The organism is Acinetobacter sp. CAU_H_S139_7, from assembly GCF_058599305.1.
In genome coordinates, this window is record NZ_CM178651.1 from 1783261 (window position 1) to 1799312 (window position 16052).

General features: G+C 35.3%; 12 protein-coding genes, 2 pseudogenes and 1 other annotated feature. Of the genes and pseudogenes, 8 read left to right on the forward strand and 6 right to left on the reverse strand.

The window, feature by feature from the left end:
- Positions 1-184: 184 nt before the first annotated feature.
- Positions 185-673: a hypothetical protein gene (locus AC4MC0_RS08725; protein WP_491887491.1), complete on the reverse strand. Its 489-nt coding sequence runs from the start codon at positions 671-673 to the stop codon at positions 185-187.
- Positions 674-768: 95 nt separating this feature from the next.
- Between AC4MC0_RS08725 and AC4MC0_RS08730 the strand changes: the two genes are divergently transcribed.
- Positions 769-975 (forward strand): helix-turn-helix domain-containing protein, encoded by a 207-nt coding sequence (locus AC4MC0_RS08730; RefSeq protein ID WP_062035458.1) that lies wholly within the window; start codon positions 769-771, stop codon positions 973-975.
- Positions 976-983: 8 nt separating this feature from the next.
- Here AC4MC0_RS08730 and AC4MC0_RS08735 read toward each other — a convergent pair whose 3' ends face one another.
- From AC4MC0_RS08735 to AC4MC0_RS08750, 4 genes and pseudogenes are all read right to left on the reverse strand, one after another.
- Entirely contained in the window at positions 984-1406 is a 423-nt protein-coding gene (locus AC4MC0_RS08735) for a hypothetical protein (protein ID WP_062035460.1), read from the reverse strand.
- Between the two features lie 3 nt (positions 1407-1409).
- Positions 1410-3509 carry a hypothetical protein gene (locus AC4MC0_RS08740; RefSeq protein ID WP_491887492.1) on the reverse strand — a complete coding sequence of 700 codons (2100 nt, stop codon included), beginning with the start codon at positions 3507-3509 and terminating at the stop codon, positions 1410-1412.
- Between the two features lie 339 nt (positions 3510-3848).
- Positions 3849-5168 (reverse strand): site-specific integrase, encoded by a 1320-nt coding sequence (locus AC4MC0_RS08745; protein ID WP_491887493.1) that lies wholly within the window; start codon positions 5166-5168, stop codon positions 3849-3851.
- A gap of 275 nt (positions 5169-5443) precedes the next feature.
- Positions 5444-5635, reverse strand: a pseudogene (locus tag AC4MC0_RS08750) (HlyC/CorC family transporter associated domain-containing protein); the annotation flags it as partial.
- Between the two features lie 48 nt (positions 5636-5683).
- On the opposite strand from AC4MC0_RS08750, the gene AC4MC0_RS08755 reads away from it, so the two are divergent.
- Positions 5684-6903 (forward strand): IS3 family transposase gene (locus AC4MC0_RS08755; protein ID WP_491887494.1). Its coding sequence is split into 2 segments (ribosomal slippage): positions 5684-5960 and positions 5960-6903, totalling 1221 coding nucleotides; the frame shifts between segments, so codons are not numbered across the junction.
- Positions 5959-6075: a sequence feature (AL1L pseudoknot), on the forward strand. It overlaps the preceding gene by 117 nt.
- Positions 6904-6938: 35 nt before the next feature.
- Here the strand turns inward: AC4MC0_RS08755 and AC4MC0_RS08760 are convergent.
- A pseudogene (locus AC4MC0_RS08760) lies at positions 6939-8279 on the reverse strand (TerC family protein); the annotation flags it as partial.
- Between the two features lie 329 nt (positions 8280-8608).
- On the opposite strand from AC4MC0_RS08760, the gene AC4MC0_RS08765 reads away from it, so the two are divergent.
- Genes AC4MC0_RS08765 through AC4MC0_RS08790 form a run of 6 tightly spaced genes read left to right on the forward strand, consistent with a single transcriptional unit; the run spans position 8609 to position 16043 of the window.
- Positions 8609-9058 (forward strand): hypothetical protein, encoded by a 450-nt coding sequence (locus tag AC4MC0_RS08765; RefSeq protein WP_039889607.1) that lies wholly within the window; start codon positions 8609-8611, stop codon positions 9056-9058.
- Between the two features lie 48 nt (positions 9059-9106).
- Positions 9107-10306 carry a TolC family protein gene (locus AC4MC0_RS08770; protein ID WP_005399458.1) on the forward strand — a complete coding sequence of 400 codons (1200 nt, stop codon included), beginning with the start codon at positions 9107-9109 and terminating at the stop codon, positions 10304-10306.
- Positions 10307-10318: 12 nt separating this feature from the next.
- Positions 10319-11797 carry an efflux RND transporter periplasmic adaptor subunit gene (locus AC4MC0_RS08775; RefSeq protein WP_491887495.1) on the forward strand — a complete coding sequence of 493 codons (1479 nt, stop codon included), beginning with the start codon at positions 10319-10321 and terminating at the stop codon, positions 11795-11797.
- Positions 11798-11809: 12 nt separating this feature from the next.
- On the forward strand, positions 11810-14941 hold the full coding sequence (locus AC4MC0_RS08780) for an efflux RND transporter permease subunit (protein WP_236770484.1): 3132 nt from the start codon (positions 11810-11812) through the stop codon (positions 14939-14941).
- Positions 14942-14952: 11 nt separating this feature from the next.
- Complete coding sequence (locus tag AC4MC0_RS08785) at positions 14953-15324, forward strand: hypothetical protein (protein ID WP_005399455.1); 372 nt, start codon at positions 14953-14955, stop codon at positions 15322-15324.
- A 5-nt stretch (positions 15325-15329) separates the two neighbouring features.
- Entirely contained in the window at positions 15330-16043 is a 714-nt protein-coding gene (locus AC4MC0_RS08790; RefSeq protein ID WP_039889605.1) for a HupE/UreJ family protein, read from the forward strand.
- Positions 16044-16052: the final 9 nt, after the last annotated feature.

The following is a 16052-nucleotide window of genomic DNA, read 5'->3' on the forward strand; positions in this document are numbered from 1 at the left end:
GCTCAGAATATCGTTTCAACCATTTGCGTAACGTTGGCCTAAAATTGCCACATATCCGACAAACTAGGCCAGCACCATTGGTCTCTTCAAATAATAACCCATACGAGTCGTTGTTGAATTTCTCTGTTCGTAAATACCAATTATATTGAAATGATGACTATGAATCACACAAATAATCATATCGTTATATGAACTCAAGTAACTGATGTAAAGTATTGGTTTCAATCTGATGTTTTTTCAATTGATGCTCTAAAGAATTTCTAAAATTAAGGATCTCTCTTTCAAGTTCAGGTAATGAAACCAGAAGCTCTGCAGCATATTCAATTTGTGATGCCAATTCTGTTATTTTAAGATCTAACTCTTCAGTTAATGAAACTAGGATATGTTTTTTATCAACTTTAACTGATGTTTTTTTTATGTTTTTGAGTTTTTCTGTTTGACTATATAAAAATAATTTCTTCATGTAGTTTGCACGTTCAACGGCTAAATAACCGTGCTTTCTTAATAAATGAAGACTGGTATATGTCTGACTTCTCAGTTTTTTTCTTTCATGATTAGCAAGTCCTGGAGTTTCAAGCATACTCCAAAAGTCTTTAGCCTCCCAATCGACAATTTCGCAAAAATTTAAAATTTCTAAAAACTCTTCACCAAGCGGTAACTGGAAATCAAACATAAATTAATTCAAATTAAATCAAAAAGAGGATTATAAGCCGTGGGTATATAATCCTCAAATAGTGATATTTCTATTTTTTGTACAGACAAATTAGAATGTCAGAAATATCTTCAAAAATAGGTAATATTATCCGAAAGAAGAGAGTAGAGAAGGACATAACGCAAGAGATGCTCGCTTTACAGTGTAATATTGATCGTAGTTACATGGGACGCATTGAACGTGGAGAGGTGAATCTCACTGTTGAAAAGCTATATATGATAGCTAAGGTATTAGAAGTGGATGTAAAGCAACTACTCCCCTAAACAATATTTTATCTTTTAAACAAATATCTTGCCAAAATGTGTTCAATCTCAACGTTAGACTTTACTTTTACTTCTTCGACGATTCTAATCAGCAATTCTGTATTTTTGTGTAACTGCTTTTCTAAAGTTTCAACCTGATATTGCAAATCCTTATTTGAATTACTCAGAGCTTGTCTAGTTTTTCTGTTTACAAACAATTGTTGATCTTTTGTTTTAAGATTTAAGGGCGAAATTTGTTCAGCAATATACCGGCTAATTAAGCTTTTACGTTTCAAGTTGCTTAGAGTACTTAAACCTCCTGAAATATGTTTTTTAGCTACAAGTCTATCGTGGACAGATTTATTTGAAATAGGGGATTTATCGTAACCCTCTACTAACATAAGTTGTAGTTCATTTTCTATTACTTGATCCAATTCCTTACCACGTAACATTTTCTAAGCCTTACTTGATTCAATTTTTTGCTGTTCGATAGCAAATAATTCAGATAGTGTACGAGGTAATTTTATACTTTCATCAATATAATCAAATATACGAATAGGTGTTAAGTCATTGCGTATAGACAAGGCTCTCTCTTTGATTACATTTAAATTTGAGATTTTATTTTTTATCTCACTTAACATATGGGTATAAGACTTATCATGCTGGACTATGGAAAGAGTTTTATGATAATTCACGATTAAACTATTAATCATAGATTCTAAGTTGTCTAGTTCTCCTTTTCTATGCGTAATAGTGAAATTTCCACATTTATCACCTGACTGACATGCCATACGTTTTGGGCAATCGTGTACGGCAACATCACGCATACAGCCTCCAAATGGTAAAGGATGTAAGTAAGCATGTCTTTCGACTAAGGAGTCTGCTTTTGAAAGATCTGAATGACTTAATTCATTAAAAGCTTCAGCAATATCAGAAAATATATCTTCAAAAAAAGAGTTTTTAATGTGCTCTGAGATCTCTTGTTTATTATCAAAAGATTGTAAATTCATTTTTAAATTACTATCTAAATCTAGGTCTTTTGAAAAATACATATAACCATCATGCTTAATTGACTCTACAGGATTAGAATGCAGATAATTTTCTTTGTGGTCTAAATGTATCAATTCATGCTTGTCCAACAAGGTAGCTGCAATTTTTCTATGTTTAATTGCTACATGTTGATAGTATTGATTTTGCTTAATATCTATTCGCCCCATAAGCAAAGCTTGTAGATGCTCAGATAGTCCGGATAAAGCAAGAAACGTGTTAATATTATGCCTTGGAATATGTGTAGACAATTTTGAATATTCTGTATCATTTTCCTTGAGATAATACTTCTCAAAGACTGATAAATTCTGACCACCCCCTAAGAAATTATTTATTATAGTACAGGTGAATGGAATTACATTTGATTTATGGCTAAATTTTCTACTAAGATTCAATGACTTGTATTCATGAAGAAAAAGTAAATCCTCGTATAAAATTTCCTCGTTAAATTCATTTCCATTAAGAATATGTACAAATGGTAAATCAGATTTAAAATTGGGCGTCAAAGACTTTATGTAATCACTAATATCTTTCTTTAGATAATGATTTTCCAACTTATTACCACGCTTGACAATTTTGTGAACCTGGATTTTTTTGATTGAGGGCAATAGGATTGATCGATAATTAGTTCTATGTTTATATTCATTAATATTTCTCATTCTAAATATAGTATCGATCAAATCTTCTAAAACAACTGTATCTCCTGAAATTTCATCTATTTCTAATGGAAGAAAATCAATAATTTTCTTGGATTTTATATATTGAATTTGTGCACGATATTCTTTAGTCAGTTGTTCTACTGACTCGAAAATTATTTCTGCTAATTTACCAGCAGTAGGCTCTAGCCAGTGAATACGTTCTCCAGCACCTTTAGCACCATGATATCGAATTCCTATGGAATATTGCTGAACACCATCTAAACTCAAGTGTTCTTGTGTAATGGGATCTATAATTTTCTTTTTTATTAGCGCATTTCTTTTTAATAATATAGCTTCAGTTGAACGAAAGCCCGTAATGATCAATAATAATAGAAAATTAAGTGCTATTTTTTCACTGGTTGTTTGGCATAAACGACTAAGAGCAACAATATTAATAAAAGTTTGAACTGAGACCAATTTATCACTTTCAACATCATCTTCATCTAGCTCTAGTTGTTCAATTAAAGCTTTCGTTTTTTTTGCATTTGGGGTCCTATTTTTCTTATTGATGTACTTTAAATCATGTACAAATTCAAGCTGTGACTCTGTAAAACCATAATGATTGATCATCTTTTGTATACGTATGAAACTTCCCGCATGGTCTGGAAGATTTGTTTTACTTGAGTTTTCAAATAAGCAATCAAAAGCGATATTTAAAATCTTGGTTGTTAATGAACATGCATGGTGATTTTGAGTATGTTGAACTAATGCGCTATACCAACGTTTAAGAACTAACATTTCTGCATACAATTTTTGTGGCGAAGCCCTCTTATTGGATTGACGATAACTTAAAACAATTACAGATTTCATAAAGATTTGAAATTCTTCATCTATCTCAACATCATCAATTCCTTTTAGTCTTTTTATTACCCCAAAATTTAGATATGTTTTTCCTGATCTTGATATTAACCATCCAGATCCATTAGAGCCTCCAACCCATATTGATTCATTCCAAGTATTTTTAAACGTCGGTTGAATATTTTCTAAGAAATATTCTTTTTGTTCACTTATAAACGGCTTTGTTGCATAAATATGTAAGCATCTGATTTAAATAAATTTAATTTTGGATCAAAAAATAATCAAAACTTTTAAAATCATATAGTTATGAAATCTTTGTGCAACAAAGCCCTTATAAACTCAAGATAATTTTTAGAAATCACGATCTGACTCCTTAAAAGCATTACAGCGTAATATCACTGATTCAATTTCAAACTTTGTAGTTTCATGAATCTTAATGACTGGATTCCTAGATAGACCAATCCCATCAGATAATTTAATCAATGAATTGATTTCGTTTTGGATACTATGAAGAACTTTTCCATGATCAGCATCGATAAAAGGGTGGAAATACATGCAGCCATAGCAATTCCTCACAGGTTGAAATAGACAATTATCTTTATAGGAGCAACCACCAATATCGTAGTAAATTTCTGCCCCTATGTTGCCTAAAACTTTTTTGCGGGACCAATCTTTGGTATAGACCAGTCGACCAGTTAATAGCATGGCAATCATTTGTTGATATAAAGAGTTTCTTCCTAATGCCTTAGCTCTAATTCGTGCCATTTCAGGTGTAGAAAAAATATAATGTCTAGCTGTTACTACCGATGAGTGCCCTAAAATATAAGCAATTTCTTCTGCAGTAGCTCCACTTATTGCGAGGCTGTAACCAACATGATGTCTAAAATCTAAGCAAGAATATTTCTGTTGAATCATCTCACCAGATAGAACTGCTTCTTTATATTGCTTCGGAGAAAAATCAAATAATTGTTTATTAATCGCTTGTTGGCAAAACAGAGAGGCTTTGTCGCCCATATCAAATAACTTTTGATTATCATTGAGGTTATATCTTTTGATGTAAGCTATAACAATTTCAGCAACTTCTTCAGGTAACTTAATAGTGATTTTTTCATGAACATAACGAGCTTGCTTTGCATAAGGAATAAGGATGCTATAACGACAAAAATTATCACTTTTACGGATAGTATCCTGCTTTAAATCGCTAACAGATAGCTTAGCCAATTGAACGGGTCTAAGTCCTGATACATAAACCAAACCTAGCATTGCTGAATTTAAAAGCTCTTCATTAGTGATGCTCTCATCTTGATCAACCAAATTACTATTAATCTTAGAAAATCCTTGTTGAATCATAGGTTTAAGAGGGTAGTCAATCCGATCCTCGTATTCTTGATAATATAATTCTGAGTTAAATGATTTAGGGCGTTCCAAGAAATCAAGCTCATACTCTTTATCAATATTAAATCCAGAAAAATTTTCCAAAAAAAGCAATTTAACCAAAAATTTTAAATGATAATAAAAACCATTTTTATCATTTTTCGATAAATAATTTAATAATGTTTTAAAGCTATTAAAATTGAATTTAAGTTTATTATTTTTAAAATATTTTAAAAAATATTTAAATGAGTTAAACTTATAATGAAGACCGGCTTTGTTGCATAAATATGTAAGCATCTGATTTAAATAAATTTAATTTTGGATCAAAAAATAATCAAAACTTTTAAAATCATATAGTTATGAAATCTTTGTGCAACAAAGCCTAACTTAAGTAGTTATAGTGATTTGGACTTACTCAAAAAAATTCAAAAATCTAGCTGCCAAAATCTTAGAGCAGCCATTTGCAGCATCCTTTATGAGCGTGGTTATACAACTGCTGAAATCACGTTATTAACCAACGAATAGCTTTAATGTAAAAGCCCCCATAAATCTATGAGGGCTTTTTACTTTGATCACTTGATAGTGATTATGACTGTTTTAATATGATTGGCTTCTAGCTCTGTGACTTCAAAGTGTGCTCCTTGATAATCTAGAGTTGAACCAACTTCTACCACACCATTACATTTATCAAGAATCAGTCCTGCAACACTGATATAGCTAGCATCTTCTTCAACTAGATCTAATCCGGATACAAGCTCAAGTTGAACCGTACCGGGTTTGTCGGAGAGTCAATATTCTGAGAGACTATCCCGATGACAAAATTAAAATATACCCCTGAAATCAGAGAAAGAGCGGTTCAATTATTGATTGAATCTGAAAAAGATTATCCTTCTACTTGGGCTGCAATCACAGCAATTGCGCCTAAGATCGGTTGTACTCCTGAAACACTTCGTGCCTGGCATCAAAAGCATTTAGATCAGCAAAATCCTATTAAAGTACAACAGATATCTGATCAAGAAAAAATGAAGCAAATGGAACGCGAAATTAAAGAATTAAAGCGTGCCAATGAAATTCTACGTAAAGCAGCCGCTTTTTTCGCCCAGGCGGAGCTCGACCGCCCACACAAATAATGGTGGATTTTATCCATAACAATAAAGATCGATATGGTGTTGAAGCGATTTGTAGGATTTTACCGATTGCAGCTTCAACCTATTACCGAACTTTAGATCTCGCTGACAATCCAGAACATCGAGCGAAACGAGATCTACATGATGAGCATCATGCTGAACAAATTAAACGAATTTGGAAGGAAAGTTCAGGTCGATATGGTGTACGTAAAGTCTGGCAAAAATTAAAACGTGAGGGTTATGTTATTGCACGTTGTACAGTTGCTCGATTGATGCAAAAGCTAGGTATACAAGGTGTTTGGCGTGGTAAGAATAAACAAACCACCCGTAACCGAGATGACCAAAAACGGGCAGATGATTTAGTGAAACGTAATTTTAATGCTGATCATCCAAACCAACTATGGGTGGGTGACTTTATCTATATTCAAACTCATTCAGGCTGGGTATATACCGCATTTGTTATTGATGTGTTCTCACGAGCAATTGTTGGATGGAAAGTATCTACACGGATGAATACAGATATGGTGCTCGATGCATTGGAGCAAGCATTGCACGATCGAGGCATGCCAAAGAATGTGATTCATCATTCCGATAGAGGTGTTCAATATCTTTCTATTCGCTATACCAATCGTTTAGAAGCAGCAAATTTACGAGCATCAGTCGGTACGAGAGGTGATTCATACGATAATGCTCTGGCTGAAACGGTGAATGGCTTATACAAAACAGAGGTGATTGAATATTTAAAAGCAGATTGGCAAGGTTTAGCAGATGTACAACTTGCGACATTAAACTGGGTAGATTGGTTCAATAAAAAGCGTGTACACAGTGCACTGGGTTATGTATCGCCTTTTGAGTTTGAAGCAATGTACTATGATAAGATTAATCCGTTAGGTCAGGTGGCCTAACTTAAATAAAAAAGTCTCCGACAAACCCGGTACGGTTCAAGTTGATACAAATCAAGCATGCCAGATGCTTTCCATCTGTTATCGTCCAGTTCGATTAAATCAAGTTGTTCATCAGCATCAGGGAACTCACCTGCAATTGCTTCAAACACATCCAAAGGGGAAATTAAGCCTTGTATGTTCCCAAACTCATCATTAACTAAGACTAATGAGCCTTTAGATGTTCTTAGAGTATTAATTGCATTAATAACTTTCATTTTTTCAAAAATGAAAATTGGACGATAGCGTTTAAGAAGCGTTTTAAGTTGTTCTTCATCATCTAGTACTTCTAATATTTCTTTAGCACGAACTACACTCAAGACCTTATCTAAGCTACCTCGACACACTGGGAACAAACTGTGTGGAACAGACAGTATCTGCTCACGAATCTTCTCAGGTGTTTCATTAATATTTATCCAAGAGATTTGACTGCGAGGAGTCATAATCGTTGCTACAGATCGTTCAGCCAGTGTTAATACACCACCAATCATGTAACGCTCTTCATCCGCAAATGCTTCTTGGGCTTCAGCATGATGGGCACTATCTGAGATAGTTTCCATTTTTCCACCCATCATTCTTAAAATTGAGTCTGCAGTACGATGGCGTAATGGAATTTTGGATTCGTGCTTTCTAGCATTACGCTGAGAGAACTGATTAAACGCTTCAATTAAGATCGCGACACCAATACCTGCATAAATATAGCCCTTAGGAATATGGAAACCAAAGCCTTCTGCTATCAAACTGATACCAATTAAGAGTAAGAAACTTAAACAAAGGATGATTACTGTTGGATGACGATTTACAAAACGAGTCAAAGGTTTAGAAGCAACTAACATAACAACCATAGCTACAATCATAGCTACCATCATCACATAAATATTATCAACCATCCCAATCGCAGTAATAACAGAATCAAGAGAGAAAACCGCATCCAATACTACGATTTGTGCAACAACTGCTGTGAAGCTTGCATACACAACATTCGTAGTCACTTGAACTTCAGTATGGCCTTCCATCCTTTCATGCAGCTCACTGACTGCTTTATAAAGCAGGAATAAACCACCAAGTAAAAGAATTAAATCACGTCCGGAGAATGTCCAATCAAAGATTGTAATCAGAGGTTTTGTTAAAGTGACTAACCAAGAAATTGCAAATAACAAGCCTAATCGCATTAAGAGTGCAAGGGAAAGTCCTATTACACGGGCTTTATCACGTTGCTCTGGAGGAAGCTTATCGGCCAAAATAGCAATAAAGACCAGATTATCAATACCAAGAACAATTTCTAGAACGATCAGCGTTAATAAGCCAATCCAAATTCCAGGGTCTAACAAAAACTCCATCAGTTTGTACCTCTAATGAGTCTATTAGGAATTTTGCTTTTTCTTGAGTTGATACTCGGCGAAGGGTCCATAAAATTAACCTGTTCAATTTATCTAAAATTATTATGCATGATCTTTAAGTTTAGAGTTTAAATTTTTATAAGTAATCTAAAATGTGTATAGAAGTAAAAATGTGTTCTGAGTAAGAAGCAGGTCAAGCTATTAGGCAAAGTAAAAAATGCTTTCACTTTGTATAATCAATTGTTGTTTTACTGAAATTAATCAGTCAAAGATTTACATTTGAAACTCGATTCAGTATTCTTTCGCTAATCATTAAGTGATTCGATCATATGCTAGCCAATAAGTTATCAAAACTTATTCTCGTATTTGTCCTGTTTTTGTTTGCTATAACAACGACGGGGATTTATACGTGGGCGCCAGTTTTTGCTAAAAATATTGATCATCATCATGAATTGAATATTTTTGTTGAAGCTGAAGATTCAAGTCAATGGTCTTTGGTTCATCATGAAGATGACCAAAAATCGTCTATAGACGATACTAAAAATCATAATTGGAAAAGCTATGATGAACCACAGTTTCATCATTCAATAAAACCAGATCAAGCCGAGAATCACTTTACGATTGATCCCATATTTATTTTAAGTTTTATTTTTCCTCTTATATTACTTTTTCTGGGGCTATTTGAAAGGCCAATTCGTGTATACGATTTTAGGAAAAGAATATTCTATTTATTTAATTCCTATACATTTACAAAAGATCTAATTGTTCTAAGAAATTGATTCACCTATACAAAAAATAATTTCCATTTTTTTTGTATAGGTAAAGTCATGTCTAAAAAATATCAGATATTCCTTGCCTGTGGTTTAGTAGCAACAGCGACTCAATTATTTGCAGAATCTAATTACGCACAGCTACAACAACAGGTAATTTTAAACGATTCAATTTTGAAGAGTTTACAAAAGTCTCAGCAAGCATATGAAATTAATCAAAAATATGCAGGTAGATTGTCTAATCCAACGTTTAATGTTGAATTAGATAATCTTGGTAATTCGGATTTGAAACAACTAGATGGACCAACAACAATGATTGGTCTATCGCAGGACATTCCTCTCAATAATAAACTTGCTTTACGTAAACAATTGGCGGGTTTTCAGGGCAATAGTAATCAATTTGAAATTGTTAAACGCCAAGCTGAACTAAAAGCCGATTTACGTTTATGTATGTCAAATTGGTATATAGCGTCAAAACGTGCAGAGATTTATTCCACTGAAAGTAAATTGAATGCACGCCAAGCGAATGTATTAAATGAGAAATTAAAATTTGGACGGGTGATTCCATCAGATGTGCAACTGAGTTCAGCTTTATCCTCTGAGGCTAAATTACGTCACCAAAATGAACTTAAAAAAGTTCAATTCCAAAAAAATCTCTGTGGAAAATTTGTCACTGCACTTCCTGAAGCTGCAATTGAAGTTCCTTTGAGTATTAATTTTTCAGATAGAGTCAGTTTATCTGAGCAAGAAGCATCGATTAAAAAGCAATTAGCCCAAACGCAATTTGATCTCGCGAAAAAAGAGGCTGTACCAGACATCACATTTGGGGTGGGTGTACGTAACTATCAAGAAACCAGTGATAAAGTATTTTTGGTATCAACCTCTATTCCATTATCGGTTTTCAACCGTAATAAGGGAAACATTGCACTTGCCCAAGCAGAACAAACAAATGCTGAAGCACTTTCTGAATTGATCACGCGTAATTCTAAAATTGATCTAGAAAATAAAGCTATAGAAATCTCTAACTTGATTGATTCAATTAAACAATTTGATCAAACCGTTTTACCTGCGACCAAAGAAAGTTTACGTATCGCTGAAATGGCTTATCAAGCAGGGAAAATTTCATTGTTGGAATTTAACAGCATTAAACAGATATGGTTGGATAAACATCTTGCCCGTTTTGATTTGTGGTTGGCTTTGCAAAATCAAATTGCAGAAGTTGAACGAAATTATGTAACCAATTTAAATCAAGAATAAGGGTGAATGATGATGAACAAACCAACAAATAAAATTGTGGCTACAGGTGCAATAGCTTTACTGATCGTACTGTGTGCATTGGCTTGGTATAAAACAAGCAATAAATCACAAACTTCATCAGCACATGGGGAAGCGACTGAAGAGAAAGTTGCAGTCGCTGGTGATGAGAAAGGTCCACATGGGGGGCGTTTATATCGTGATGGCGATTTTTCAGCCGAAGTAAAAATCTTTGAAGAAGGAGTTGAGCCACACTTACGAGTGTATGGCTATTTCCAAGATAAACCATTAAAACCAAATGAAATTAATGCCAATATCTTTATTAAGCGTTTAGATGCAGAACAAACTATTACTTTTAAGCCTGAAAGTGATTACCTAATTGGTAATGAAATTGTTTATGAACCACATTCATTCTTGATGGTCATTAATGTTGATTATCAAGGTAAAAAACATAGTTGGAAGTGGGATACCAAAGAAGGCCGTGTCACCATGCTTGATAGCAGTATCAAAAGCAGTGGTTTGGAACTTCTTAAAGTTGAACCAATGATGTTTGAAAATGCACTGGAACTCAAAGGTGAGCTTAAGTTCCCTGATAATTTTGAAAGTTTTATCACACCAAAAGCGAGTGGGACTTTAGTTAAAACGTATAGCACGATTGGTGACAAAGTGAGTCAAGGTGATCTTTTAGCGACAGTACAAAGCCAAGACCTCATCCGTTTAAATGCTGAGCGTTCTATAGCGATGGATACATTGCAATTTTCTCGCAAAAAGATGGAACAAGAACGTACATTATTCCAAAAAAGAGTTTCACCTGAAATTGATTATATTAACGCTCAACGCGAGTTTGAAGATGCGCAAATTCGTGCCAATGAGCTGAACAGCTTAATCCGTTCATATGGTGGTTCTGGTAATGGTACGATTGAAGTCAGAGCGGCAATGTCGGGTACGATTCTACAGGTACTTGGTGCTGTTGGTTCCAATGTTACTCCTGCATCACCGCTATTCAAAATAGCCAATACCTCACAGTTGTTAGCCATAGTCAATGTTCCTGCTGACAAACTAAATGAGATCAATCCAGACAATAAAGTAACTGTTAAGCCTCAAACTCAAACAGGCACAGAGGAAGCTTTAGGGCGTATCAAATACATCAGTGATGTGATTGATCCGAAAACACGAACTGCACAAGTCTTTATTGAAATCTCGAACCAATTCAAATGGCGCTCAGGGCAGTTAATTACGGCTCAAATATTTGAAAAGCAAACGATGAAGCAGATGGTTGTCCGTGAAGATGCCTTACAGACCTTCCGTGATTGGGATGTCGTATTTATTCGAGTGGGTAATGACTTTGAAGCACGTCCTCTAGAGTTAGGCGATAAATTTAATGGTTACGTTGAGGTTAAATCTGGCCTGAAAGCAGGACAAGTTTATGCAGCAGGTAACTCATATTTACTGAAAGCAGAGCTAGGTAAATCTGGCGCTACTCATGATCACTAAGGGGTAGCGATTATGTTTGATCAAATTGTAAAACTCTCGATTAAGAATCGTTGGCTGGTACTCATCATCTTCTTATTTGTCGGAGCATTTGGCGTTTATAACTATTTTAAACTGCCCATCGATGCTGTACCCGACATTACTAACGTACAAGTTCAAATTAACAGTGAAGCACAGGGTCTATCTCCACTGGAGATGGAGTCACAGGTCACTTACCCAATTGAAACGGCTTTGGCAGGGATTCCAAATCTAGACTACACACGTTCTGTATCAAGATATGGTTTGTCTCAGGTCACAGCTATTTTCAAGGAAGGCACGGACATTTATTTTGCTCGTCAAATTGTCAATGAGAAACTTCAAGGTGTTACTCCAAACCTTCCGAGTGGAATATCGACTTCAATGGGACCTGTTTCTACAGGTCTTGGCGAAATCTTTATGTACACGGTGGAAAATGCGAAAAATAATCAGAACCCACTTTCACCGACTGATCTCCGGACATTACAAGATTGGGTCATTAAGCCCCAGTTGCGGAATGTTGAAGGTGTAAATGAAATCAATACAATTGGTGGATATTTAAAGCAGTTTGTTGTACAGCCTGACTATGCTTACTTGCGCAGCATTGGACTAGATCAACAAGATGTTTTGGATGCCATTTCAAAGAACAGCATGAATAAAGGTTCAGGTTATATTGAGAAGAATGGCGAACAGTATTTAATTCGTTCTGATTCTCAAATTAGCTCTATTGAGCAAATTCAGAATATTCCGATCACCACAAGTAGTGGTTATATTTTACGACTTAAAGATGTTGCTAAAATTTCAATAGGTCACGAGCTGCGTACAGGAGCAGCAACCAAGGATGGTCAGGAAATTGTTCTTGGTACAGCCTTTATGTTGATTGGTGAAAACTCTCGAAATGTTGCACATGCAGTAGATCAAAAATTACAGCAAGTTCAAAAGTCTCTACCTGAAGGCGTTGAAGCGAAAGCTGTGTATAACCGTACTACATTGGTTGATGCCACCATTGAAACAGTGAAAAAGAATTTACTAGAAGGGGCCATTCTTGTCATTGTTGTTTTGTTTGTTTTTCTTGGGCATTTCCGTGCTGCGCTTATTACAGCGATGGTTATTCCTTTATCTATGCTCATGACCATTACAGGTATGGTGAATCAGAAAATCAGTGCAAACTTGATGAGCTTGGGGGCTTTAGACTTCGGGATTATTGTTGATGGTGCGGTTGTTATTGTGGAAGCTTCACTTGCTAAATTAGCTATGAAGCAAAAACAGCTGGGACGAATACTGACGAGACAAGAGCGTTTTACGACTGTTTTTGAAGCGACTAAAGAATCAAGAAAAGCCATTCTGTATGGTCAACTTATTATTATTTTGGTGTATTTGCCAGTAATGACCTTAACAGGTGTTGAAGGCAAAATGTTTACCCCTATGGCTGCAACAGTGGTGATGGCATTGGTTGCAGCAATGATCCTGTCGGTAACATTTGTACCAGCAATGGTTGCTCTAGTTACCGCAGGTAAAATCAAAGATGAAGAATCTAAAATTATTCATTTTATTAAAAAGCTTTATAACCCAGTTTTAGATTGGTCGCTTAATCATCGCTACTTATTAGTTGTATTTGTTGCGGTGTTTTTTGTATTTAGTGCAAGCCTTTCAACACGTTTAGGCTCTGAATTTATCCCATCCTTGGATGAAGGTGATGTTGCACTACATGCTCTTCGTATTCCGGGTACATCTCTGACTCAAGCAATAGAAATGCAATATGCACTTGAGAAAGAAATTAAAAAGATTCCTGAAGTTCAAACCATCTTTGCCAAAGTAGGTACTGCGGAAATTGCAACCGACCCTGTTCCACCTAATGTGGCAGATAACTTCATCATGTTAAAACCACGTAACGAATGGCCGAATCCTGATAAGGAAAAATCTGCTGTCGTTGCTGAAATTGAGCGTGTTTCTAAAGGTGTGTATGGAAATAACTACGAGTTTACTCAGCCAATTCAAATGCGTTTCAATGAGCTTATTTCAGGTGTTCGTACTGATGTTGCGGTCAAAATCTATGGGGATGATTTAGAGCAGCTATTGGAATTAGGTAATCGTGTTTCGGATGTGTTGGAAGGGGTAAATGGCACGGCTGATTTGAAAGTTGAACAGATGTCTGGTTTACCCATGGTATCCGTTGAACTCAAAAAAGACATGATCGCCAACTACGGTTTAGACGCTGAAGATGTACAGGAGCAGGTTTCAAGCCTTATTACAGGACAAACAGCAGGTAAGGTTTTTGAGGGTGACCGTAAGTTCGATATTGTGGTTCGTATGGATCAAAACTCAGTTACTGACTTAGAAAAAATCTATCAAATTCCTTTCAACTTACCTGATGGCTCAAGTGTACTGATGTCAGAATTAATTGAGTTGAAGAATATTCAAGGTCCAAACCAGATTTCTCGTGAGAATGGTAAACGTCGAATTGTAATCACAGCGAATGTACGCGGTACAGATATTGGAAGTTACATCGCGGAAGCTCAGTCAAAGTTAGATTCCGAATTTCAATTACCTGAAGGCTATTGGCTCACTTGGGGCGGTACATTTGAGCAAATGGAGTCTGCTACAAATAGGCTCTTAATTGTAGTTCCAATTGCTTTGATTCTAATTTTTGCCATGATCTATATGGCACTCGGTAATTTTAGAAATAGTGTGTTGGTATTTACAGGCGTTCCTTTTGCTTTAACAGGCGGTGTAATCGCATTAGCTTTGAGAGACATACCATTTTCAATATCTGCTGCGGTTGGCTTTATTGCACTATCAGGTGTAGCTGTATTGAATGGCTTAGTCCTTGTATCTGCGATTCAGCGCTTAACAAGCCAAGGAGAAGAGCTTGTTGAAGCAGTAAAGCATGGTGCACTAGAACGACTTAGACCTGTACTCATCACAGCATTGGTTGCCTCTTTAGGTTTCATTCCAATGGCATTTAATGTCGGGATTGGTTCTGAAGTACAACGACCTATTGCAACCGTGGTGATTGGTGGAATCATTTCCTCTACGTTGCTGACTTTGATTATCTTGCCGACACTTTATATTTGGTTTAACCAAAAACGTCGAAAGAAATCAGAAGATTTTGCTGAACAGCAAGAAGCCTAGAAGAACTTTTGATGACTAGCATGATGCGAGATAAAAAGTTTAAATTTTTGAGGGTGTGGCTAGCCTGCATCATCAGTCTTGCACTATGCCTGCATTTTAATGAGCATGTGACTGAAATAAGTCTTCAAGAGCATGACTATGTGGATGCAATTCACTCTCACCATCATGAAGTAAATCAGCAGTATTCACATAGTCATCAAGATAATCTTTATGAACATTTTGTTGGCTATGAAGCTATCAAAGCAATTGCAGTCATTTTACTTCTGTTAAGTATTCGGATTTTTGACCGAACTAAAAATTATATTTTTTTAATGGCAAGCCGTATTTTCAAACCACCAAAAACTTCAATGAGTTCTCAATTCATTATTTATTTTGGAGTTTGATTTATATGCAAATTATTGATTCACATTTTGTGAAGTTAAAAAACTACTTAAAGCTCTTTATTGCTCTAAGTATATTACTTGTTAGTCCTGCACTTTTTGCACATGGCGTAGCAGAAGGTGATAAGGGCTATATTCAAGAAATTTATGGTGTCCATGTGATTCCATTCATTTATTTGGGGGCCAAACACATGGTCACTGGATATGACCATTTATTATTTCTCGTTGGTATTATTTTCTTCTTATACCGTATGAAAGATATTGGTTTATATGTCAGCTTATTTGCCATTGGTCATTCAATTACCATGCTCATAGGTGTGTATTACAACATTTCAATGAATGCCTACATTATTGATGCAATCATTGGTTTTTCTATTGTTTATAAAGCTTTAGATAATTTAGGTGCTTATCAACGTTGGTTCGGTTTTCAGCCCAATACAAAAATTGCCACACTGATTTTTGGTTTGATTCATGGTTTTGGTTTAGCTGTGAAAATTCAAGAATATGAAGTGCCAGATGATGGTCTGCTTGCGAATTTGATCTCATTCAACATTGGTGTCGAATTAGGGCAATTCATGGCATTAGCTATCATTTTATTGCTGATGACGATGTGGAGAAAAACGCCTTATTTCTTCAAAACAGCATATCAAAGTAATGTCTTTTTAATGTTCTTTGGTTTTTTACTTGTTGGCTATCAACTTACCGGCTTCATTATTCAATAAGGATCTAAA

Coding starts and splice junctions, on each gene's coding strand:
- AC4MC0_RS08790 (WP_039889605.1), top strand. CDS start 15,330: ATGCAAATTATTGATTCACATTTTGTGAAGTTAAAAAACTACTTAAAG.
- AC4MC0_RS08730 (WP_062035458.1), top strand. CDS start 769: ATGTCAGAAATATCTTCAAAAATAGGTAATATTATCCGAAAGAAGAGA.
- AC4MC0_RS08780 (WP_236770484.1), top strand. CDS start 11,810: ATGTTTGATCAAATTGTAAAACTCTCGATTAAGAATCGTTGGCTGGTA.
- AC4MC0_RS08785 (WP_005399455.1), top strand. CDS start 14,953: ATGACTAGCATGATGCGAGATAAAAAGTTTAAATTTTTGAGGGTGTGG.
- AC4MC0_RS08735 (WP_062035460.1), bottom strand. CDS start 1,406: ATGTTACGTGGTAAGGAATTGGATCAAGTAATAGAAAATGAACTACAA.
- AC4MC0_RS08740 (WP_491887492.1), bottom strand. CDS start 3,509: ATGAAATCTGTAATTGTTTTAAGTTATCGTCAATCCAATAAGAGGGCT.
- AC4MC0_RS08775 (WP_491887495.1), top strand. CDS start 10,319: ATGAACAAACCAACAAATAAAATTGTGGCTACAGGTGCAATAGCTTTA.
- AC4MC0_RS08770 (WP_005399458.1), top strand. CDS start 9,107: ATGTCTAAAAAATATCAGATATTCCTTGCCTGTGGTTTAGTAGCAACA.
- AC4MC0_RS08765 (WP_039889607.1), top strand. CDS start 8,609: ATGCTAGCCAATAAGTTATCAAAACTTATTCTCGTATTTGTCCTGTTT.
- AC4MC0_RS08725 (WP_491887491.1), bottom strand. CDS start 673: ATGTTTGATTTCCAGTTACCGCTTGGTGAAGAGTTTTTAGAAATTTTA.
- AC4MC0_RS08745 (WP_491887493.1), bottom strand. CDS start 5,168: ATGCTTACATATTTATGCAACAAAGCCGGTCTTCATTATAAGTTTAAC.